The organism is Paenibacillus abyssi, assembly GCF_014640295.1.
Taxonomy (GTDB): Bacteria; Bacillota; Bacilli; order Paenibacillales; family Paenibacillaceae; genus Paenibacillus_D; species Paenibacillus_D abyssi.
The window spans coordinates 107,418-127,628 of record NZ_BMGR01000012.1 but is presented as its reverse complement, the minus strand read 5'-3'; the positions used below and the strand labels follow the sequence as shown (position 1 = coordinate 127,628).

At 48.0% G+C, this 20,211-nt stretch carries 24 protein-coding genes; 16 read left to right on the top strand and 8 right to left on the bottom strand.

The window, feature by feature from the left end; translation table 11 throughout:
* Window positions 1-62 precede the first annotated feature (62 nt).
* A complete protein-coding gene (locus IEW11_RS18020; RefSeq protein WP_188532455.1) occupies window positions 63-1,802 on the top strand; it encodes an S-layer homology domain-containing protein in 1,740 nt (579 codons plus the stop codon).
* 97 nt (window positions 1,803-1,899) lie between these two features.
* On the opposite strand, the gene IEW11_RS18015 is transcribed toward IEW11_RS18020, so the two are convergent.
* The 4 genes from IEW11_RS18015 to IEW11_RS18000 all read right to left on the bottom strand — a co-directional run bounded on the left by IEW11_RS18015 (window position 1,900) and on the right by IEW11_RS18000 (window position 5,988).
* Window positions 1,900-2,544, bottom strand: a complete 645-nt coding sequence (locus tag IEW11_RS18015; protein ID WP_188532454.1) for a C40 family peptidase — start codon at window positions 2,542-2,544, stop codon at window positions 1,900-1,902.
* A 283-nt stretch (window positions 2,545-2,827) separates the two neighbouring features.
* Window positions 2,828-3,613 (bottom strand): hypothetical protein, encoded by a 786-nt coding sequence (locus IEW11_RS18010; RefSeq protein WP_188532453.1) that lies wholly within the window; start codon window positions 3,611-3,613, stop codon window positions 2,828-2,830.
* A 192-nt stretch (window positions 3,614-3,805) separates the two neighbouring features.
* Window positions 3,806-5,305 carry a sensor histidine kinase gene (locus tag IEW11_RS18005; RefSeq protein ID WP_188532452.1) on the bottom strand — a complete coding sequence of 500 codons (1,500 nt, stop codon included), beginning with the start codon at window positions 5,303-5,305 and terminating at the stop codon, window positions 3,806-3,808.
* Window positions 5,302-5,988, bottom strand: a complete 687-nt coding sequence (locus IEW11_RS18000; RefSeq protein WP_188532451.1) for a response regulator transcription factor — start codon at window positions 5,986-5,988, stop codon at window positions 5,302-5,304. The genes IEW11_RS18005 and IEW11_RS18000 overlap by 4 nt, the downstream gene beginning before the upstream one ends.
* Before the next feature lie 396 nt (window positions 5,989-6,384).
* Between IEW11_RS18000 and IEW11_RS17995 the strand changes: the two genes are divergently transcribed.
* The 4 genes from IEW11_RS17995 (at window position 6,385) to IEW11_RS17980 (ending at window position 8,053) form a co-directional block, all read left to right on the top strand.
* Window positions 6,385-6,552: a helix-turn-helix transcriptional regulator gene (locus IEW11_RS17995; RefSeq protein ID WP_188532450.1), complete on the top strand. Its 168-nt coding sequence runs from the start codon at window positions 6,385-6,387 to the stop codon at window positions 6,550-6,552.
* Between the two features lie 114 nt (window positions 6,553-6,666).
* Window positions 6,667-7,062, top strand: a complete 396-nt coding sequence (locus tag IEW11_RS17990; protein ID WP_188532449.1) for a phage holin family protein — start codon at window positions 6,667-6,669, stop codon at window positions 7,060-7,062.
* A 74-nt stretch (window positions 7,063-7,136) separates the two neighbouring features.
* Complete coding sequence (locus IEW11_RS17985) at window positions 7,137-7,544, top strand: YhjD family protein (RefSeq protein ID WP_229725413.1); 408 nt, start codon at window positions 7,137-7,139, stop codon at window positions 7,542-7,544.
* 128 nt (window positions 7,545-7,672) lie between these two features.
* A complete protein-coding gene (locus IEW11_RS17980; protein WP_188532448.1) occupies window positions 7,673-8,053 on the top strand; it encodes a cupredoxin domain-containing protein in 381 nt (126 codons plus the stop codon).
* Window positions 8,054-8,105: 52 nt separating this feature from the next.
* Here IEW11_RS17980 and IEW11_RS17975 read toward each other — a convergent pair whose 3' ends face one another.
* Complete coding sequence (locus tag IEW11_RS17975; protein WP_188532447.1) at window positions 8,106-8,360, bottom strand: hypothetical protein; 255 nt, start codon at window positions 8,358-8,360, stop codon at window positions 8,106-8,108.
* 110 nt (window positions 8,361-8,470) lie between these two features.
* On the opposite strand from IEW11_RS17975, the gene IEW11_RS17970 reads away from it, so the two are divergent.
* From IEW11_RS17970 to IEW11_RS17950, 5 genes are all read left to right on the top strand, one after another.
* Entirely contained in the window at window positions 8,471-8,758 is a 288-nt protein-coding gene (locus IEW11_RS17970; protein ID WP_188532446.1) for a Dabb family protein, read from the top strand.
* A gap of 161 nt (window positions 8,759-8,919) precedes the next feature.
* Window positions 8,920-9,345 carry a DUF86 domain-containing protein gene (locus IEW11_RS17965; protein WP_188532445.1) on the top strand — a complete coding sequence of 142 codons (426 nt, stop codon included), beginning with the start codon at window positions 8,920-8,922 and terminating at the stop codon, window positions 9,343-9,345.
* Window positions 9,346-9,482: 137 nt separating this feature from the next.
* Window positions 9,483-10,145: a helix-turn-helix transcriptional regulator gene (locus IEW11_RS17960; protein WP_188532444.1), complete on the top strand. Its 663-nt coding sequence runs from the start codon at window positions 9,483-9,485 to the stop codon at window positions 10,143-10,145.
* A gap of 127 nt (window positions 10,146-10,272) precedes the next feature.
* Window positions 10,273-10,815: a DUF948 domain-containing protein gene (locus tag IEW11_RS17955; RefSeq protein WP_188532443.1), complete on the top strand. Its 543-nt coding sequence runs from the start codon at window positions 10,273-10,275 to the stop codon at window positions 10,813-10,815.
* The gene (locus IEW11_RS17950) at window positions 10,773-11,189 is read left to right on the top strand and encodes a YtxH domain-containing protein (RefSeq protein ID WP_188532442.1); all 417 of its coding nucleotides are present in this window, start codon (window positions 10,773-10,775) and stop codon (window positions 11,187-11,189) included. Before IEW11_RS17955 ends, IEW11_RS17950 begins: the two co-directional genes overlap by 43 nt.
* A gap of 57 nt (window positions 11,190-11,246) precedes the next feature.
* Here IEW11_RS17950 and IEW11_RS17945 read toward each other — a convergent pair whose 3' ends face one another.
* Window positions 11,247-12,101, bottom strand: a complete 855-nt coding sequence (locus IEW11_RS17945) for an AraC family transcriptional regulator (RefSeq protein WP_188532441.1) — start codon at window positions 12,099-12,101, stop codon at window positions 11,247-11,249.
* A 148-nt stretch (window positions 12,102-12,249) separates the two neighbouring features.
* Between IEW11_RS17945 and IEW11_RS17940 the strand changes: the two genes are divergently transcribed.
* The 6 genes from IEW11_RS17940 to IEW11_RS17915 all read left to right on the top strand — a co-directional run bounded on the left by IEW11_RS17940 (window position 12,250) and on the right by IEW11_RS17915 (window position 16,863).
* Window positions 12,250-13,548, top strand: coding sequence for an alpha-glucosidase/alpha-galactosidase (locus IEW11_RS17940; protein WP_188532440.1), 1,299 nt, complete (start codon window positions 12,250-12,252; stop codon window positions 13,546-13,548).
* A gap of 222 nt (window positions 13,549-13,770) precedes the next feature.
* A complete protein-coding gene (racE, locus tag IEW11_RS17935; protein WP_308422753.1) occupies window positions 13,771-14,580 on the top strand; it encodes a glutamate racemase in 810 nt (269 codons plus the stop codon).
* 77 nt (window positions 14,581-14,657) lie between these two features.
* Complete coding sequence (locus IEW11_RS17930; protein WP_308422752.1) at window positions 14,658-15,866, top strand: M14 family metallopeptidase; 1,209 nt, start codon at window positions 14,658-14,660, stop codon at window positions 15,864-15,866.
* 92 nt (window positions 15,867-15,958) lie between these two features.
* Window positions 15,959-16,159 carry a hypothetical protein gene (locus IEW11_RS17925; RefSeq protein ID WP_188532505.1) on the top strand — a complete coding sequence of 67 codons (201 nt, stop codon included), beginning with the start codon at window positions 15,959-15,961 and terminating at the stop codon, window positions 16,157-16,159.
* A 133-nt stretch (window positions 16,160-16,292) separates the two neighbouring features.
* Window positions 16,293-16,595: an iron-sulfur cluster assembly accessory protein gene (locus IEW11_RS17920; protein ID WP_188532438.1), complete on the top strand. Its 303-nt coding sequence runs from the start codon at window positions 16,293-16,295 to the stop codon at window positions 16,593-16,595.
* Between the two features lie 46 nt (window positions 16,596-16,641).
* Window positions 16,642-16,863, top strand: coding sequence for a YuzB family protein (locus IEW11_RS17915; protein ID WP_188532437.1), 222 nt, complete (start codon window positions 16,642-16,644; stop codon window positions 16,861-16,863).
* 66 nt (window positions 16,864-16,929) lie between these two features.
* On the opposite strand, the gene IEW11_RS17910 is transcribed toward IEW11_RS17915, so the two are convergent.
* Entirely contained in the window at window positions 16,930-18,927 is a 1,998-nt protein-coding gene (locus IEW11_RS17910) for an LTA synthase family protein (protein ID WP_229725411.1), read from the bottom strand.
* 52 nt (window positions 18,928-18,979) lie between these two features.
* The gene (locus IEW11_RS17905; protein ID WP_188532436.1) at window positions 18,980-20,140 is read right to left on the bottom strand and encodes a THUMP domain-containing class I SAM-dependent RNA methyltransferase; all 1,161 of its coding nucleotides are present in this window, start codon (window positions 20,138-20,140) and stop codon (window positions 18,980-18,982) included.
* Between the last annotated feature and the right edge of the window lie 71 nt (window positions 20,141-20,211).

Below are 20,211 nucleotides of genomic sequence, written 5' to 3'. Positions count from 1 at the left end.
CGGCTAATCAATCTATGATTCAAGCAAAGTAAGATCAAATTATTTTGAGAGGGGTTTAAGTAATGAAAAAACGTGCATTATTCAGTTTGTTCCTTGCTTTTCTAATGGTCTTTAGTTTTTCCGGCCAAATGTTTGCGCAGGAGCATGAAACGACAACCGAAGTAACCGAGGACGGCCGCGTACAGATTACGCTGGAATTTGAGGATGCCGAAGATGCAGCGTGGGCGGTCGAGTACATAGGAAAAATGAAATCTAAAAATGTTCTGGCAGGGTACCAAGACGGAACATTTCGTCCAAATCAAAATGTGAACAGAGCGGAAGCCATTGTTACTGCGGTTCGCTTGATGGGATTGGAAGAGCAAGCCAAACAAAAATCCCTAGATACTAAGCTGCATTTCAAGGATGCCGATTTGATCGATAAGCAGTACAAATGGGCAAAAGGTTATATTCTTGTCGCATTGGAGAATGGACTCTTCGATACATCAGAGGACGCGATTCAACCAAATCAGCCGGCAAGCAGAATATGGGTGGCAAGCTTGCTCGTCAGAGCACTCGGTCTGCAATCTGAAGCGCTAAGCAAAATGACAGTCGTTCCAAATTTCAGTGACGCATCTTCGATTCCTGCAGGAGCGGTTGGTTATATTAATGTTGCCGCAGAACGCGGGATTGTAAGCGGGTATCCGGATAATTCGTTCCAGCCGAACAAAAATGTGACCCGCGCTGAAATGGCTGCCTTTTTGGACCGTACCAATGACGGGCTGCTTGAAGAAGCTGGCGCGATAACAGTAACGGGAACTGTAAAAAACATTGAATTCAAAACGGTGACAGACAGCGTGTATACAGTAACAGACAGCGTGTATAAAGTGCCAAACGGTACGATCACGGTCGAGAGCTTTAACGGTGATGCCCTGTCATACGGAATTTCATCGGATTTATTAGTTCAATATGAGAAGCGGTTTATTACTGCCGACCAGCTTCTTGTCGGTGATGCGGTTTCGTTAGTTGTGAAAGAAATGCAAGTCGTTGAGGCTAACCTGATTTCCAAAGAAAAAATTGATGAAACGATCTCGGGCGTGCGTGAGCTTGATATTGAAGTTGAGCTTGGAGACGACGAAGAGTACAAGCTGAAGTATAAGAATAAAAAAGGCAAGACCGAAGCCGAAATCGAACATAAATTTGATGATGACAAAGAAAAATTAAAAGGCAAGGAAGCAGCCGCTGAAGTAGAAGCCATCGTGAAGCAGCTTGCTCTGACACCGGAAATGAGCAAGGAAGAAATCGTAAACAGCGTTCTTGCAGCATTGAAAATTGAACCAAATGGATTCAGCGAGCTGGAAATTGAAATCAAATTCTCTAATGGTACAAAAGTGGAAATCGAAATAGAGAATGAGGATTTCGAGAATGAAGATAAAAAAGAAGAAGATAACGAAGAGTATAACGAAGAAAATACTGAGGAAGGCTACGCAGGTATTCAAAAGTTCGAACTGAAGATTAAACTTCACAATGATGATGAGACACTGTTGAAGTATGAAAATGAAGATGGAAGAGCGAAAGCTGAAGTGAAAATGGTAACGGAAGACGGCAAGGAAGAGGTTAAAGGTCGTCAAGCGGTAACAGCACTTGAGAGCTTGCTCGACAGCCTGTCGCTTTCCAGTGATATGGACAAGGAAGAAGTATTAAACGCAGTGTTGTCCGAATTGAATGTCGATGAGGATGTTATCAAAAAGGTAGAGCTGAAAGTGGAATTTTCGAATGATGAAGAAATCGAAATTGAGTTTAAAAACGATGAAAAAAGGGATTAATCCATATTCTCATTGTACAGAACAAGCTTGAAATAAAATGCAGAGCTCCTGAAGGAGCTCTGCATTTTTTTATCGATTAGCGGAATAATAGTTGTAATCAGTGCTCTCCCTGTTGATTGTCGGAATCTGGCTGACGGTCCAAGTTTGTTCTTTTAGAAGGTAATGGAGAATCTACAGCAGGTTTGGATGGAACTGTTACCGGTTGAGGTGCTGCCACAGATGCTTGTCCATTATCCGAGATGACCCGGCGTGCCGTAACATAAGTCCGATCCCATGTGCTGCCTTGAAAATCGGAAATCGTTACGCCGATTCCAACTCTATACGTGTGGAGAAGCTTCCCATCTCCCATATAGATACTTACATGGTTAATCACGCCGTCCCGATTTGTATCGGAGAAAACTAAATCCCCCGGCTGCAGCTGATCTTTAGGTACAAAGGTTCCGGCCCCGGCTTGCTGCCTTGAAGAGCGGGGAATATTAATGCCGTTTTGTTTAAATACATACTGCGTAAACGAAGAGCAGTCAAAAGCATCCGTTCTCCCTGATTTTGCTCCAAATTGATAGCGGACCCCTACAAACTGTTTTCCTGTTTCAATTACATTGCTTGCTGTGGACATACTGTATTGAGAAGCCGCATGGGCGGTATGTGGTGTTATGAGCATATTGCCAGAGAAAGCTATCGCTACGCTTAAGCTGATGCCTATCACTTGATTCATCATGCGGTTTTTCTTCGTGTTGTTCATGGCTTCCTCCTTAGGATGCGTTATATTTTTGTGGTGATCACCGTATTTACCTTAACACATCTGAATAAAGCCACCATTTACCACATCGCTCAAAAAGCCTTATTCTCCAATACATAAAGAATAGTTATGAGAAGTTAATGAGAATTTCATTAGGATTTTTTTGTTGACTTCAGAACAGGCGTTGATGTCGGCGATCTGCCAGAACATAAAAAAGACCGCCAACCACCTGGACATGCAGGCCGGGTATGGCGATCTTTTTGATTTTGCTGATGAATAGTCATTGTTAGACTGCGTTTGAGGTTGTTTCTTCCGACGTTTCTTCCGTAGTCTGTGGAGTAGATGTTAGAGCCGTCCGTTTTTCATTGACCCATTCTTTGAGTGAATCGGTCATGTTTTCTTTAAGCTTCTCGATCAGGTCCGCCTCAGTTATACCTTTAGCCGCTGCGATCTCGGCTAACGATTGGCCGGATGCCATGCCTTCGTTCACCTCATCCGCAGTGATGCCTAATAAAGCTGCAATTTCCTCCGGATTACCGAATCGTCCGAATCCGTGTCCTTTTCCATGGCCTTTTCCATGTCCGCCGAAATCGGCTTTGTTCATTTCAATAACCTGCGCCAGACGATCTGCCAGCCCTTCCTTTTGCGTATCAGCCTGCTCCTGCGTAATCGTTCCCGCACTGAGAAGCCCATCAATCGTCTCGGTTTGCGCCGCTTCCAATTTGCTTAAGTATTCTTCCTTTGTAAGGCCATTTGCTTCCGCTATTTGAGCAAATGTTTTTCCTGACTGCAGCTCGGTACGGATAACGCTCTCCGCGATATTTAGAATCTCGGCTGTCTCCTGCATCAGATTGCCGCCGCGCATTCCGCCATGCATGCCGCCGAAGCCGCCGCGCTTGCCTCCTCTTTCAAAGCTGCTATCCGACTGTGCAGAAGAGGACTCGTCTGTCACCGATGTTGAGGTGTCAGAGGCCGATGCTGCAAACGCGTTTGAATGCAGATAGCCTGCACCTCCGAGCACCAGGGTTGCGGCGAGAGCGCCCGCCATCATATTTTTGCTTAGCTTGTTCATGTTTTTAATCTCCTTTTTGGTTAGATTTTGTCTTACAAATTGAAGTATAGACCCCTTCCCTGAAACAGATCTTAATCCAGGCTGATAGAAACTTGAGTGTTAGCTGAAGATTTGCTGAAAATGTTCATCGCAAAGTTTCAGAAGAAAACATACACGCGAAAAACCGGTACAGCGCTGACTGTACCGGTTGGATTAAAGAATGGGGAGGGTGAAACGGAACGTACAGCCCTTGCCGGGCTCGCTCTCAACGCTGATGGCGCCGTTATGCGCCTCTACAATCGATTGACTGATCGAGAGGCCTAGCCCTGCGCCGCCGTGTTTTCTTGTGCGTGAGGAGTCACTGCGATAGAACCGATCAAATACATGGGGAAGATGCTCTTGAGCAATTCCCGGACCGTTATCGATCACCTTTAACTCACTATGAAGGCGACCAGCTGAAAGAATAAGTGTAATGATCCCGTTATCCGGATCGGTATGCTGTACGGCGTTGTGAAACAGGTTCAAGACGACCTGTTTTATTTTATCCGGATCATACATCCCCCGGATGTCCGCCGTCAGATTGAAATGCAGTGTCCTGTTGCCCGCGAGCATTCTAAGGTGAGGCTCCATTTCTTGAATGAGGACATCAAGCTGTGTCTCCAGCAGCTGCAGCTGCGGGGCACGATCCAGCTTGGCCAAAAGCAGCAGGTCCTCCACCAGCTTCTTGATGCGTTTAGATTCGCCGTGCATACTGTTTAATGCGGCATAGAGCTGCTCCGGCTTATCGGCAGCTCCGCGCAGCAGCACCTCCAGAAAGCCGTGAATCGATGTCAATGGCGTGCGCAGCTCATGAGAAGCGTCGGCAATGAACCGCCGCATCTGCTCCTTCGCATCCCGCTCCGCTTCAAAGGACATTTCCAACCGTCCCAGCATGCTGTTAAAAGACTCTGCCAAACGGTCAATTTCCAGTTGGCCTTGCTGGACGGGAAAGCGCTCAGCCAAATTTTCTGCATCCGTGCGTTCAACAGCCTTTACCATTTTGTCCAAAGGGTTCAAGGTCCGCCGAAGAACCGGCATATAGAGCGCTAAGCCACCGGCTAATGCGAGAAGAGAGAGCGCAGCGAACGTAAGTAATTGGCGCATGACAACATCCTGCAGCGGACCTGTTATCGTACCCATTTGCAGCATGCCCCCGGTATTGCCCGGCCCACTTAAGGGACGGATCACGATGAGCTGCTCGGTTCCATCCTCAGCTCGGGCAATCCGGTAATTGGCAGGGGCATGCTCTGAAAATTGTTCTTCTATGTTCATATACGTCTCACTGGACAGGCGCGGTGAGAGAATGCCGTTCTCATCTGTCAGATCAGTAAAGTTTCCGCTTCGGTCAATGTAAGCAAAGGAGGCATCCGGCAGGAACAGCCCCGGTCCTCCGGACCGGCCGGAGCCTGGCCGCGTTTCATCCGGGTTTTCCTCAGGCTGTCGGCCCGAAAACAGGTCCATCCGGATGAAATCCCTCGGAAACCCACGCATTTGTGCTGTCATAGATTCCGCTTGATTCCGGTATAAAAAGTCTTTCATGATGACGTACTGAAGCCCTCCGATCAGCATAAGCAGGGCAGCCAAAATAAATATTGACCGGATAAGCAGCTGGTAACGGAGCGAACGCGGCGTTATTCTCTCGTACTGCTTATTATCTGAACGGGGCCCGCTCATGGCAAATCTACCCGGTACCCGGCGCCTCTAAGCGTTCGAATTAATGTATGTTCTTTATCGTTCAATTTTTCGCGTAAAGACCGGATATAAACTTCCACAATGTTTTCTTCCCCTCCGAAATCATATCCCCATACTTTATCCAAAATCTTCGTTTTGCTGAGTACAATCCCATGATTGATCACCAAAAATTTGAGAAGCTCGTATTCCGTGGGAGAGAGCTCCAGCACCCGCTCGCGGTAGATGATTTCTTTTCTGCGGTCATCCAGCCGGAAAGGCCCCATTGCGACTTCGCTGAAAAGGCTCGGAAACTGGTTGCGCAGCCGGGCTTGAATTCGCGCAAGCAACTCCTCGAAGCTGAACGGTTTGACGACATAATCATCCGCGCCAAGCGTCAAGCCTTTTACCCGATCCTCGACATCGTCTTTGGCGGTTAACATGATGACGGCGACATTGTTACCGTTCTTTTTAAGCAGCCTGCATACTTCAAAGCCGTCCATCCCTGGCATCATGATATCTAATATAACAACGTGAGGCTGGAATTCATAGGCAAGGTTGACGGCACTCATGCCATCCGGCGCGCTTTTGACCTCATAGTCTTCGTTCATTAAGCCCAGCTCCAGAAATTGCAGGATATGCGGTTCGTCATCAACGAGCAGAATTCTAATTCCTTTTAAGCTTTTCATAACGTGCCTCCCGATAAACATGCCTTGATGCTTCTAATTATCTGCCATCAAGCTGAACGTTTGCTGAATGCGGCCTGAGATGGGGCTGAAACCTGTTTGCTTCCTTGTTTTCAGCGAACATTCAGCTTTGAAGGGGCGTCAACAGTATAATGGTAACTTTTTTAATGCATGAAGTAAACGGCCCGAGTGTTAATCTTGGCGAATAAGCCGGCCTCATTTACAATGGGACAAAAGGGCGGAGAAGTACAAGTGAAATGGAGGAAACAGGCAGCTGTTCTTTCCGAATGCAGCGGGTAATGCGAACGACAACATCTATATAGACGTCTTGCTCATGAACATTAGGGATAATGCGAATGGCAGCAAATCCGGCTCATTCAACTATGTCCTGCAAGGTTAATGAATGTAACGGGTGCCTGGCCGCTGCCAATGTTCGCGGTAGGCGAGCGGCGTAAGATCGGCGAGATCCTTAAACAGGTTGAGAAATTCAGGTCGCACACGGGACAGACATTGAACGATTACCTGACGGCATTCCGCATGGAGAAAGCGAAGATGCTGCTCCTTTAAACCGATATCCCAATCTCTGATATTGCCGATTATGCAGGGATAAACACGAGAGACAACCTTCCTTCTTCCTGCATAGAATATACTACTCGTTGGTAGGAAGGAGGGGATGTGGTTATGCAGTTAATATCAGTATGCTCAGTAAGTGCGCTGGCGGGAGCGGTCCTGACGTTCTCTTTTGGCCGATGGACGGAACCATTGACGTTTTTGCTCGTAGCAATGGCGGTAGATTACCTGACAGGCGTCACGGCTGCCATTAAAGAAGGCAAGGGGTTGAACAGCGCCATCGGATTTTGGGGGCTTGCGCGTAAAGGGCTGATGCTGCTCGTTATTTTGTTGGCTCATCGAATCGACTTGCTGTTGGGTACGGGTGTAGTGACCATGGGGGCGGCTATATTCTTCTATATTGCCAATGAATTGATATCGATAACCGAAAATTGTGGACGAATCGGATTGCCTGTGCCCGAACGGCTGCGAAAAATGATTGAATTGCTTAAGGATCAAGACAAATAAATCATAGAGGCGCTTGCAGCGATAAAGTTTCTGCAGTATAATGAGAACAAATGTTCTTATTTGGAGGGTTAGTTATGAATTCGGCTGCCGCTGAACGGCGGAAGGGCATGCCTTCACCTTCACCGGATCGTCCACCGATCCAAACTACAGAAGAGCTTGAGACGTTAAAGCGTTATGTGTTGCTGGGCATTGTTCTCCGGATTCTTGATCATGATATTCGGGTTGTCGGCTCTTCGAAGATGAAGCTGCCCAGATTGTATGAATCGATTCTGCGAGGGCTGCAGGACCATGTATTGTTGGATTTGGCGGCGCTTCGCCGCCAATTTCGTTCCTCGGGCATCAAGATTGTTGATGAACGCCGGGATGCCGACGGATTAACGGCAGAATACATATGCAGGGGTTACCATCACCGTTTTTTTATGCTGTGGGGGTTTGTCCGTTCGGAAGCGGAGAGGCTTCTAAAAAACTATTATTCGAAATGATTTGTTCATGGTTTTGTCAAAAAAACAAAAAAAGTTTTTTATTCCGATAGTTTAAGGTTGAGAAAATCGGACGATCTTAGGTAATATAGGAATTAGACATTATGATGGTAAGGGGGGAGTATGTAGCCATGCAAAAGTGGATTATGTTCGTTATTTTCATAGGTGCTTCCGTCTTAGGGCTGTATCTGATGACGTTTGGCCTTCCGGAGAAACCAGTGGATGAAGCAGCTGAGTTGCCGCCGGGCGTTTCATTATTGAAAATTCAAGCTTCTAATTTCCATTTCGACCAAGATGAATACAAAGTCGCTGCCAGTGACAAAGTGAAGGTTGTTCTGGAGAACAAGCAAGGAATTCACGGAATTGAGATTAAGGGACTTGATGTTCACCTTGATATGAACAATCCGGAAGCAGAGATTGACTTATCCCAACCAGGAGAGTATGAGATTCATTGTTCGATTCCTTGTGGTGAAGGCCATCTGGATATGGTATCAAAACTTATAGTAGAGTAATAGACAAGAAGGAGCCTCACGGCTCCTTTTTTTTCGAACGATTCACCTGGCATCAGCGAGCGCTTCTTCGCTGCCGATTGCGCGCGATAAACCAATCCGCCACAAAGCCAAGCAGCGCCCAGCTGAGAATGGTCAGAACGTACATCAGCAGCACGCTGACTTCGTGGATTTCCACAAAAAACTCGATAAACCAAGCAGGTACGCTGAACATGAAGAACACCATATTATGCGGGTCGTAGCCGGTGTAATTATACAGGCATAACACGATACCAATTATAGTTGCGATAATTGTAACCGGATAACGCATCGTTATATCCGATCCCCTTTCACAAAAAACTCATTTCGGTTATTATGTGACAAAGAGGTTCATGTCATGCGTGTACGTCTGAATATTATGCTAAGGGAGGAAGTAACATAATGATTACCCATATTGTATTGTTTAAATTAAAGGATAACAGTCCTCAGAGCGTAGAAGAAACAGCGAATGTTCTGCGGGCAATGGAAGGCCAGATCGAAGAATTGAAATCGATCGAGGTTGGATTGGATGTCCTGCATTCGGAACGCTCATACGATATTGCGCTGATCACGAAATTCGATTCCATGGAAGCGCTGGAAGCATATCAAGTGCACCCTCTTCACAAGAAAGTGATCGAACATATGGCGAAAGCCCGCGAAGCATCGGTAAGCGTGGATTACGAAAGCTAATCTATCAAGACTATTATGAAGCGTAAAAGAAGGTATAGCGATGGAAGATCAATACATGTTAATGACATATGCTCTGGTGGTTATCATCAGTTTTTTCATCATTTTTGGATGGTTGAAACGAAAAGGGAAGAAGAACAAAAAGTAGAAAGCAGGATATAGCGATGTATTACGTGAACCGTGAACAAATCGCCAAGCGGCTTGATGCGATCCCAGAGCTTGCAGATGGGATGCGGTTGTTGGCATCGGACTGGCAGGGCGGATTGCTGCAGGGATTGGCACAGGAACGTACGCTTCATTTGGCTATAGAGACTGTAACCGATATCGGCAGTTATTTGATTGATGGATTTATTATGAGAGATGCAAGCAGCTATGAGGACATTGTCGATATCATACACGGTGAAGCGGTTTTTCCGGCTGAGCTGTATGATGTGCTGCAAAAGCTGGTTAAGCTGCGCAAGCCGCTCGCCCAGGAATATTACGAGTGGCCGCGCAAGGAGCTCCATCCTTTAACGGTTGTACTTCCTGATGTCCTCATACAGTTTAGACAAGCTGTACAGGAGTATTTGGAGCGTGAGTTGGAAGCATAGCGTTGAATCAAGAATATGCTGTTGATTTACGAAAAACGCAAAATAGGATACAATAGCGGTATGCAAGCCATGATGTTCCGATAAAACGGCGTGATGGCTTTTGCGGTTTTCGGCGCAAGAATGGGATGGTGATGAGGATGGACGGTAATCATGCAGTGCATAAGGAAGGGATACTCCGCCAGGATGGTTCCACTCGCCAGATCATCTTAACGCTGCTTAGAACTAAAGGACCAAGTAGTACAGGAGAACTGTCGAGAGAACTTGGTATTACAGAAATGGGAGTCAGGCGTCACTTAAATACACTCGAACGCGACGGTTACGTAAGGACTTCGATCGTTCGTCAGCCGATGGGGCGGCCTTCTCATCTATATGGTTTAACCGAGGCTGCGGATGGCCTGTTCCCCAAAAATTATCATGTATTGGCACTGGATCTTCTGGAGGAACTTGAAGAGGTCCCGGAATTGGCAGGAACCGTTTCTAAGTTATTCGAGGGACGTAAGCAAAAGCTGTTGAACCGATACGTTTCACGAATGCAAGGAAAGACGTTGGAGCAGCGTGTTGAGGAACTGGCTGCCATTCAGAATTCCGGCGGGTACATGGCACAGGTGGAATCAAAGGAAGGCGAACTCATTCTTCATGAATATAACTGTCCGATAGCCCAGATTGCCAATCGTTATCAGATGGCATGTCATTGTGAATTGGATTTATTCGAAGCATTATTGGAGACGCCTGTGGAACGAACGGAGTGTCTTGCCAAAGGCGGAGGCAAATGCAGCTATCGCATTTCAAAATTATTATAAAGAGGCCTGGAAGAAAAATTTCTTCAGGCTTCTTTTTTCTGTTCGCGAGTGTCGTGACAAGCCCATCGTGATTATACTGTCATTACGAATTGGGCATTCGTCCAGATCGAACTGGAGGTGGTCGCGGATGGTACTCATTGCTTGTGTGTGCGTTGCAACGATTGCTTTTGTTATTTTAGTCATAGCGATCGTTCTCTCGCTGCATTCCGCTTTGCGCAAACTTGATCAAATGGTATCAGGCGTTGATAAGCTGCAGCAGCAGACATCAGGATTGGTTGATGAGCTGCGTGCGTTGATCACATCAGCTGAGCAGACGGTGCAGAGCGTTCAGGGACAGCTTGTTTATACGACCAGCTTGTGCAAATCTGCCGGTGAATTCGGTGATACCGTCCTGCAAACAGCTGCTGCCCTGGGCAAAATTTCTTCCACCTTAACGGAGTCGGCCGTTCAACATGTGGAGAATGCCGCCGGACGCAGCAAGCGGATGATCGGAGAAGCGCTGGATCTAGCGGAGATCGGTATGACCGTATGGCAATGGTGGCAAAGCAAGCGTCATGAGGCTGTTCGCGCACCGGTATCATGCGAACGGGACGAAGGGCACGATAAACACGAAAGGAGAGAAAACGAATGTCAGATCGACCAAACCAAAAAGCAAGAGGGTTTCTGTTAGGCGCACTGGCCGGCGGCGTAGTCGCTGCAGTAAGCGCACTGCTGCTTGCTCCAAAATCAGGCCGGGAGCTTCGTAAGGATATCGCTAAGGGAGCCGGTCAAATAAGTGATACCACAGTGCGCTACGCAGGGCAAGCCAAGGATGCGACCGTGAAAGTCGCACAGCAGGTTAGCAGCCAGACAACACAGTTAGCCGACCTAACGAAGCAGGTGACAAGCCGAGTCGTGCAGGACGTTAAATCATGGCGCGGCAATCGCGGATCCGATTTCGAACAAGCGCCGCTTGTCGAAGAACAAGCCGAGGAACAGACTGCAGAAGGGCAGCACAAGCAAGCCGAGCAGGAGCTCGAAGAGGCGTCCGGGTATAAGGCATGAGCAAGATAAACGGCTCGTCATTGGACCAAGCACGGTCCAGGCGGGCTGTTTTTCTTGCTAGGTGTGGTGTAATTGTTCCCGATATTCGGAAGGGGATAGTCCCTTCCATTTGCGGAATTGTTTAGAGAAGTACAGTGCATCCGGATAACCCACGGACGAAGCAATCTGGGAGATTGTTAATTGGCCTGCAAGAAGAACCTCTGCACGCTCCATTCTGATCTTGTACAAGAACTGCATTGGGGATAGTCCGGTCGTTTGTTTGAACATCTTGGACAGATGTGTCCGGTGATAACCCAACGCCTTTGCAATTCGTTCGATCGAAATCGATTGCTCATATTGAAGTGAAAGCCAGAGGATTGCTTGGTCAATCTGTCTTTCGATGTCCGTGGGCTTGGCTTCCGAGACGGGCAGATTGGCCGGCTGATCTGAACCGAAGGCGGTTAGAAGCAATCGTAACCAGCCGCTGGCTTCCAAATCAGCCATCGAAGGGTTATCAGCATGCTGAAAGGCTTGTCTAATGTGATGGTATAACACTAAAATTTTTCGAATGTCCTTAAGATGTAGTATCGGCTGCTCCGGAGAAATGCCAAGGCTGGTTAATAAGGGTCCGGCAGCATGTCCTTTAAACGCGACCCAATGATACGTCCATGGCTGCAGGCCGTCCGCCTCGTAGCTGAATAACTCCCCGGGCAATATAAAGAACGTATCTCCTTTCCTACAATCGTACTGTTTTCCCGCACATTCAAACCTGCCTTGTCCGGAACTGACCGTGTGTACCAAATAATAATCATGAACGGCAGGCCCGATCTTATGCTTATGTACGGGCTGTCCATTTCCGCTGAACAGAGGGGTTAACTCGCCTCTTCTTGGGGATGCATTTAATCCGATTGAAAACGAGAAATGCTCGCTCATGCGTCTTCACCTACTTTTTCCTTAACTTCTATAGATCAAATTATACTACAAAAGTCTATATGGAGATGGGATATTTCCATATTCATATTTGCGGCTGTCATTTATATTAAGAGCAGATCACTTCATTACATCGAAGGAGAGGAAAAAGATGTCTAAAATTACGTTTCTAGGAGCGGGAAGCACGGTATTCGCAAAGAATGTGTTGGGCGATTGTATGTTGACTCCGGCGCTTCAAGGCTTTGAATTAGCATTGTATGATATTGACACAGAGCGGCTTAAAGATTCGGAAACGATGTTAAACAACCTTAAAGCGACCACTGGCAGCACCTGTGTTGTAAACGCCTACACCGATCGCAAGGAAGCGCTGCGCGGAGCCAAGTTTGTTGTAAACGCGATTCAAGTCGGCGGTTATGATCCTTGTACGATCACGGATTTTGAAATCCCTAAGAAATACGGCCTGCGCCAAACGATAGCTGATACAATCGGAATCGGCGGCATTTTCCGCAACCTCCGCACCATTCCCGTCATGCTGGGGTTCGCCGAGGATATGCATGAGGTTTGTCCTGATGCACTGTTCCTGAATTATACGAATCCAATGGCGGTGTTGACCAATGTGATGAACACGTATGGCGGAATCCGGACTGTCGGTTTATGCCATAGCGTCCAGGCTTGCATTCCGCATCTTTTCGAGCATCTGGATATGGATCAAACCGGCGTGAAGGCAAAAATTGCGGGTATTAATCATATGGCCTGGCTGCTTGAGGTGACGAAGGATGGCGAGGATCTGTATCCGGAGATTAAACGCCGCGCCGCTTTGAAGCAGCAGGAAAAACACCACGACATGGTCCGCTACGAGATGATGTTAAAATTCGGTTATTATATAACGGAATCGTCCGAGCACAATGCCGAGTATCATCCTTATTTTATTAAGCGGAATTATCCGGAGCTGATTGAACGATTCAATATTCCGTTGGATGAATATCCGCGGCGCTGTATCGATCAAATCGACCGATGGAAAAAGATGCGCGAGGAGCTCGTGAATGATAAGAATCTGGAGCATAAGCGTTCCCATGAATACGCTTCGTACATATTCGAGGCGATCGAAACCAATGTTCCGTTCAAAATTGGCGGCAATGTGATGAACACCGGTCTGATCACTAACCTGCCGAAGGAGGCATGTGTTGAAGTGCCGTGTTTGGTTGACCGCAGCGGCGTCACACCGACCTATGTAGGTGATTTGCCGCCTCAGTGCGCTGCATTGAACCGTACGAACATTAATACGCAGCTGCTGACGATTGAAGCTGCGATGACCGGCAGGAAGGAGCATATTTATCATGCTGCCATGCTGGATCCTCATACGGCTGCAGAATTATCGATGGACGATATCATTGCGATGTGTAACGATCTGATCGAGGCCCATGGCGATTGGCTGCCGCAATTCAAATAGGAAATCAAGGAAAAGAGGCCCCTGAGGCTTCTTTTTGATGAAACATACCTCCGCATGGACAAGCTTCCAGAACCACCGTTAATGAATAGAATGAACTAGAGACAGGTGCCGGCAGTACCTTGAACCTTGTCTGCATTTAGGCTAACATGTAGGTACGTTTTGGAATGAAACGTCATATTCTATTCATGTTTAAGTCATCATGATTAAGAAAGCGGTGTGTCTGTGCAGCAACCGATCGCGATATTGGATTCCGGCGTAGGCGGCTTAACGGTTGCCAAAGAAGTCTTGCGCCAACTGCCGCGCGAGAGAATCATTTACTTCGGCGACACCGCCCGTACGCCATACGGTCCGCGTCCCTCCGAGGAAGTTAAACGTTTCACGCGCGAAATTGTTGATTACTTAGTTCAATTTACTCCTAAAATGATCGTGATCGCTTGCAACACGGCGACCGCAGTTGCTTTGGAGGATATTCAATCCCGTGTTAACATACCTGTTGTAGGTGTCATCTACCCTGGTGCAAGAGCGGCTATCGGTCGGACGCAGACTGGCTATGTTGGTGTAATCGGGACAGAAGGGACGATCAAAAGCGGCGCTTACGAACAGGCGCTGAAGCGGCTTAAGCCGCATATTGAGGTCATCAGCCAGGCATGTCCAACGTTCGTACCGCTAGTGGAGAAGGGGAATTTCTGTTCTGACGAAACCTATGAAACGGTTAGGGAATCGCTGCAGTTTTTGAAGGGAAGCCCGATTGACAGTCTCATTCTCGGCTGCACGCATTATCCGTTCTTAGCGGAAACCATCTCCGAAGTTATGGGGCCTGAAGTGATATTGATCAGCTCGGCCGATGAAACGGCCCGCGAGATCAGCACGATCCTTCATGATCAAGGCAAGCTGGCCGGAAGTGATGTGCTTCCAATTCATCAGTTTTGCTGCAGCGGCGATCCGAAGATATTTCGGCAGATTGCCCAGCAGTGGCTGGATGAGCAGATCGAATTAACACCGGTTGTCTGGCAGGTGCCAAAGATCGGATAAACATAAGTGAGCATACATGTAAGGAGTGCCCCTCGCATATGAATGATAGGAAAACTTTTCGCCGGGAGGTTGAAAGGATGAACCTGTCATTTACCTACATGGTACAGCCCGGTGATACGTTACTGCGTATTGCCGGGTATTTTGGTGTTAACGAGTTTGCACTGCTTGCCGCTAATCCTCGTCTAACTCATGAAGCGCCCTTGATTCCCGGTTTGATTCTTACGATTCCGTCTGCCAATTTTATTTATTATTGCCTTCAGCCCGGCGACACATTGAATGATTTGACCGAGCGACTTCATGTTTCCGTCTATTCTTTATTAACGGAGAACCCGCAGCTTGATCCCAAACATCTTATACCGGGGCAGACGCTTAAGATTCCGGCACCTATCCGAAGCAGGATCATCCAAGCGAAAGCTGAATACGGATATCGGAATTTGCGGAATGATATAGAAACGATGGTCCGGGATTACCCGTTTCTGAAGCAAAGCGTAATCGGCCAAAGTGTCATGGGCAAGCCGCTTCCGGCATTACGATTCGGCAGGGGTGCGAAAAAAGTCCATGTGAATGCCGCCTTTCATGCGAACGAATGGATTACGACGCCGCTTATTATGCGGTTCATGGAGGACTTGGCCCGTGGTTATAAGCTTGGAGCCAAGGTAAGGGGCGAGGACTGCCAGAGCCTATACGAGCATGTCACGCTCTGGGTTGTCCCGATGGTTAATCCGGACGGGGTTGAGCTGGTGCTGGAAGGGGCAACGCCAGCTCATCCTTATTATGAAGAGCTGCTGCGCAGCAACCGGTTCTCGGAGCGCTTTCAAGCTTGGAAGGCGAATATCCGGGGGGTTGACCTGAACGACCAATTTCCGGCCCATTGGGAAGCGGAATGCGAACGACGCGGCCACGATCGCCCAGGTCCGCGGGACTATCCCGGACCGCATCCGCTAAGTGAGCCGGAAGCGCAGGCGATGGCCGATTTTACGCGGGAGCAGCAGTTCGATCTGGTCATCGCACTGCATACGCAGGGACAGGAAATCTATTGGAACTACCGTGATTACGAACCTCCCGCCGCAGAAGAGCATGCGCGTCAGCTGGCTGAGGCCAGCGGTTACCGGGCTGTAAAGCTGGCAGGCAGCGATGCAGGCTATAAAGATTGGTTCATTCAGGAATTTCGCAAGCCGGGCTTTACCGTTGAGGCGGGAATTGGAGTCAATCCGCTGCCCCTTGACCAATTCGAGGATATGTATGACGCGGTGCAAAGCCTGCTTCTGCAAGCGCTGCGCTTGTAGGATTTCGTGAATGAAGGCCGGATATGATATAATGGGCAAAAAAGAAGGAGGGATTCGCAGTGCGCAAACTGCTCTCACTTCGTCATTGGCGGATGGTGTTTGTCCGAATATTCCGGCTGCTTCGTTCGAAGGACGTCCGACTTAGAGACAAGCTGCTGTTTCTTGTGCCGGTACTGCTTTATTGGGTGCTTCCCGATGCGATGCCCTACCTGCCTTTTGATGATATTGCAGTGACGATGATTGCAGCGGAATGGTTCACTTCGAGGATGGAACGGAAATACGGAAACCGTTGATTTTTTCCGCGGGTGAAATGTACAAAAAAGATTACAGTTGAACTTCCGGCTAGCTTTCATTACAATAAGATAGATAAATTCGGATAAACAAGATTGATTCAATATTGTTGAGCCAAAAAGGAGCTGAAATTAAATGAAATGTAAAATATCAAGAAACGCAGCAAAAATGCTTCGAGTAGAATTGGACAAGCCGGAAAATGAAGGTAAAATGCTGCGGGTTATCGTTACGCATTCCCATGGCGATCATGCTCATTACGGAATGGATCTGGATGTGCCTACGGATGCGGATGAAGTCGTATCGACCGATAAGGACATCGATGTAATTCTTGCCAAGGACGAGCCGTTCCTAGATGGCGTCCGCATTGATTATTTCTACGTTCCGCAGGAAGGCTTCGCCATTACTAACCCGTCCAAAGGCAACAGCGGCGACCATTAATACTTCTTTGGGGAACCGGGAACAAGTTATAGAACGGGGAAAAAGCATGCCTAATGATATTCGTATTTGTGACAAATGCAAACATATGAAGGTCAAAACAACGGTGTCCAAGCTGAACAAGCTAGCTCCGGACGCAGAGATTAAAGTTGCCTGCAAATCGTATTGCGGACCCTGTTCGCGGTTTGCGTTTATTTTTATTAACGGAAGGTACGTTACTGCGCCGACCGAGGATGAAGTCATCGAGAAAGCAAAGAAATATGTGAAATAAGGCCTTACACATAAAAGACCGTCTTTCAGCAGCGTTAGCCGAGAGACGGTCTTTTATTCAATGATTTCACCGGAATTCCGAGATTAAATTATGCTCGACAACGCGGTCGGAATGCCGGAGCTCTTCCCTGGCTTTCTCCGCGCCAGCTTTGCAAGCGGCAGGATCGCCCGGTTCTCCTGTAGCAAGCTCATAACAGGTGCCATTCTCGATGACGCCATCTCCGGATGGGACAAAGTAGTGGGTTCCATCCGTATAAGCGCCATTTCGGAAAACAACCGATTTGCCGGCGAGCGGCCGTTCTGTTAGCAGTGGAGTCCCGATCATCGCTTTGTCAGCGCTGGATATGCCGAGCAGATGAAGAAGGGTAGGCGCCAGATCTGTTTGTCCTCCAGCCTGCCCGTAGACACCTGCATGTGCGCCATCCGGCAGGTGGATCAGCAAGGGAACCTGCTTTAGGATCTGTTGTCGGTCAAGTGGGGATAAAGGCTGACCCAGAAACTTTTCAAAGGGCTCCCATTCCCGAATGGAGTTATCATGGTCGCCATAGATGAGCAGAATCGAAGTATCCCATAATCCCTCGGCCTTAAGCCGTTCGACCAATTCACCGAAAGCGGCGTCTACGTAGTGGACGCTTTGAAGATAATCGCCAAACAGCGTGTCGTTCATGTCACCCAAGTCAAGCTGCTGAATTTCTTTTGGCAGTTTGTATGGGTGATGGCTGGTCAGTGTAATCAAAAAGGAATAGAACGGTTCCTGCTGCTTTGATATCAGGTCCAACGATTGTCGGAAGAACGATTTATCCCCGAGCGACCAACCGATCGCTTCATCGATTATGAAGTTTTTCTTGCTGACAAAAGTATCATATTTCATTGCGCTGTACATCGCATTACGATTCCAGAAACCGCCGTCATAAGCATGGTACACCGCCGTATGATAACCGTTCTCCTTCAGCAAAGCCGGCGAGCAGTTGAATTCATGCTGCGAATATTGGATGAACACCGAGCCGGTGCTAACCGGATGCATGGAGCAATGGGCTGTAAAATCGGCATCGGAGGTTCTTCCTAAAGCTGTCTGATGATAGAAATGGCTAAAATACGCGCTTTCCTTCATGAACCGGTTAAAATTCGGCGTAATTTCCTGGTTATTGTACGATTTGCCAATCATGAAATTTTGCAGCGCTTCAGCTTGGATCATAATCACGTTGCTGCCGGCATATTGACCGAACAGCGGATCCTGCTCTAATCCTCTTCTAATCTCGCCGCGATTCTTTATCCACTGCTCGGTTTCTGCGATCTCGGTATCGCCCAGCTTTTCTTTGCTTAACCAGCGCTGATCGACAAAACGATAGATGTCGTATCCGTGAAATCCGTACAACCCGGTCACATTATAAAGAGAGACGTTCCACCAGTTTCCGACGAATAATCCCTGTGCCCAGGTTTTTGTCGCTTTATCGATCGGCACCAACACTAACGCAAGGCTAATCGCCCCGACGGCGAGTCCAAGCGTAAATCGAATCAGTAATTTGGGAAGACGCCGCGCACGGGCAGATTGCAGTTTATTCCGCGCGCTCTTTCCGGAGATGAGGATATAGATTGCGAAAGGCACGATAAAGGGCCAGTCTGCGAACAGCCCAATGTCCGCTGCTTTAATCAATTCGCCGATACTATCGCCGAGCGATCCGACCTGGCCTGCTTGCAGAAGCACAGGAACCGAGATCAAGTCTTGAAAATAGCGGTAATAGATTAAATCGGCATATAAAATAAACGTTAGAATCAAATTTAATATAACAAGCGCCGTTATTCGTCCACGGATGGGGAGCCACAATGTCCAAAAGGTGATGAGCCCTAAGGTTCCAAGCGCTACCCAAAAGTCATCCATCGTCATCAGCTCCATGTTGCGGACATTGATGAATTGATGGAAGAAATAAAGCTTCACCACCATAACCAGATAAAATAGAGCCAAATCAACGCCCTTCAAGCGTTCCAGTATATGCAGGGAAGCCCGCATACTATGGCGCGCTGCGTTTTGAAGCAAACTAACCATATCAAAAACGTTCCTTTCCATTTTACAAAATCTCTACAATTCATTCTCCATTATAGTCTAGAAATGTCTGATTTCAATGGCTTGGAGCTTCATTGTTTTTGCGCAATGGTGGAAGGGGTCCTAAATATTGGTACAGCCCACATTCGATTCGTCCGTTATACAGCTTGCGTTTTTTATCGGCGGGACGGCCGAAATAATGCTCGAAGGACTTGGCAGGGCTTAACGCAAAGAAGGACCAGCTTGGCAGCATGCCTGCGGTGAGCCCCAGCTGGCGAACCGCTTTCTCCGCTTCACTGTCATCTCCAAGCCGTTCTCCATAAGGCGGGTTCGTAATGATACAGCCGAATTCTCCTTCTGGCTTCACTTTGGAAACAGGCAGGGTACGGAAGGTCACTTCCTTGGAAAGGCCTGCTTTCTTAACCGCGGCTTCAGCCACTTCAATTGCTTTGGGGTCAATATCTGAGCCGATAATGTGCAGGGGCACGTCGTCTCTAACCGCATCAAAGGCTTCATCCTGTACATCGTCCCACAGATCTTTGCTGATGATCGGCCACTGTTCACTGGTGAAGTTCCGTCTCAGGCCCGGAGCGATATTCCAGCCGATCATCGCCGCTTCAATTGCGATTGTACCGGAGCCGCAGAACGGGTCGTATAAAGGGCGTTCCGGCCTCCAACGGCTTAGCAGCACCATTGCTGCAGCCATCGTTTCTTTCAGAGGGGCTTCGGTAACCAACTTCCGGTAGCCGCGCTTGTGCAGGCTCGGACCTGTCGTATCTAACGTAAGCAGGGCGCGGTCATTCAGAAGGGAAACCTCTGCGACAAACCGAGGCCCATCCTCAGGAAACCACTCGTGCTTGTATTTTTCCTTCATCTTTTCGACGATCGCTTTTTTTACGATGCCTTGGCATGCCGGCACACTGGAAAGCTGCGATTTGTGAGAGCGGCCTTCCACGGGAAATTCACCATCTTCGGGAATCCAGTCCGGCCAGTTTAAAGCTTTGGTGCCTTCGAATAATTCGTCAAAGGTACGCGCCGGAAATTCACCCATCTTCACAAGCACACGGTCTGCCGTACGCAGCCACAAGTTGGTGCGGCAAATGTCGGCAAGGCCGCCTTCAAAGTTGACTCTGCCGTTCTCCGTTCTCGTGTTCTCGTATCCGAGATCCTTAAGTTCTCTTGCTACGATCGCTTCCAGGCCCATTGGGCAAGTGGCGATCAATTGTAATTTATCCATCGTTTGCTTCACTCCGTCGTTTCGTTCTACAATTTGAACGAGTGTTTGTATTCATCCGTCCAAAATCATAC

Coding starts and splice junctions, on each gene's coding strand:
- IEW11_RS18010 (WP_188532453.1), bottom strand. CDS start 3,613: ATGAACAAGCTAAGCAAAAATATGATGGCGGGCGCTCTCGCCGCAACC.
- IEW11_RS18015 (WP_188532454.1), bottom strand. CDS start 2,544: ATGAACAACACGAAGAAAAACCGCATGATGAATCAAGTGATAGGCATC.
- IEW11_RS18020 (WP_188532455.1), top strand. CDS start 63: ATGAAAAAACGTGCATTATTCAGTTTGTTCCTTGCTTTTCTAATGGTC.
- IEW11_RS17990 (WP_188532449.1), top strand. CDS start 6,667: ATGCAGTTAATATCAGTATGCTCAGTAAGTGCGCTGGCGGGAGCGGTC.
- IEW11_RS17910 (WP_229725411.1), bottom strand. CDS start 18,927: ATGGAAAGGAACGTTTTTGATATGGTTAGTTTGCTTCAAAACGCAGCG.
- IEW11_RS17945 (WP_188532441.1), bottom strand. CDS start 12,101: ATGAGCGAGCATTTCTCGTTTTCAATCGGATTAAATGCATCCCCAAGA.
- IEW11_RS17920 (WP_188532438.1), top strand. CDS start 16,293: ATGAAATGTAAAATATCAAGAAACGCAGCAAAAATGCTTCGAGTAGAA.
- IEW11_RS18005 (WP_188532452.1), bottom strand. CDS start 5,305: ATGAGCGGGCCCCGTTCAGATAATAAGCAGTACGAGAGAATAACGCCG.
- IEW11_RS17995 (WP_188532450.1), top strand. CDS start 6,385: ATGAATGTAACGGGTGCCTGGCCGCTGCCAATGTTCGCGGTAGGCGAG.
- IEW11_RS17915 (WP_188532437.1), top strand. CDS start 16,642: ATGCCTAATGATATTCGTATTTGTGACAAATGCAAACATATGAAGGTC.
- IEW11_RS17975 (WP_188532447.1), bottom strand. CDS start 8,360: ATGCGTTATCCGGTTACAATTATCGCAACTATAATTGGTATCGTGTTA.
- IEW11_RS17970 (WP_188532446.1), top strand. CDS start 8,471: ATGATTACCCATATTGTATTGTTTAAATTAAAGGATAACAGTCCTCAG.
- IEW11_RS17955 (WP_188532443.1), top strand. CDS start 10,273: ATGGTACTCATTGCTTGTGTGTGCGTTGCAACGATTGCTTTTGTTATT.
- IEW11_RS17930 (WP_308422752.1), top strand. CDS start 14,658: ATGAACCTGTCATTTACCTACATGGTACAGCCCGGTGATACGTTACTG.
- IEW11_RS17985 (WP_229725413.1), top strand. CDS start 7,137: ATGAATTCGGCTGCCGCTGAACGGCGGAAGGGCATGCCTTCACCTTCA.
- IEW11_RS17965 (WP_188532445.1), top strand. CDS start 8,920: ATGTATTACGTGAACCGTGAACAAATCGCCAAGCGGCTTGATGCGATC.
- IEW11_RS17905 (WP_188532436.1), bottom strand. CDS start 20,140: ATGGATAAATTACAATTGATCGCCACTTGCCCAATGGGCCTGGAAGCG.
- IEW11_RS17925 (WP_188532505.1), top strand. CDS start 15,959: ATGGTGTTTGTCCGAATATTCCGGCTGCTTCGTTCGAAGGACGTCCGA.
- IEW11_RS17940 (WP_188532440.1), top strand. CDS start 12,250: ATGTCTAAAATTACGTTTCTAGGAGCGGGAAGCACGGTATTCGCAAAG.
- IEW11_RS17980 (WP_188532448.1), top strand. CDS start 7,673: ATGCAAAAGTGGATTATGTTCGTTATTTTCATAGGTGCTTCCGTCTTA.
- IEW11_RS17960 (WP_188532444.1), top strand. CDS start 9,483: ATGGACGGTAATCATGCAGTGCATAAGGAAGGGATACTCCGCCAGGAT.
- IEW11_RS17950 (WP_188532442.1), top strand. CDS start 10,773: ATGTCAGATCGACCAAACCAAAAAGCAAGAGGGTTTCTGTTAGGCGCA.
- IEW11_RS18000 (WP_188532451.1), bottom strand. CDS start 5,988: ATGAAAAGCTTAAAAGGAATTAGAATTCTGCTCGTTGATGACGAACCG.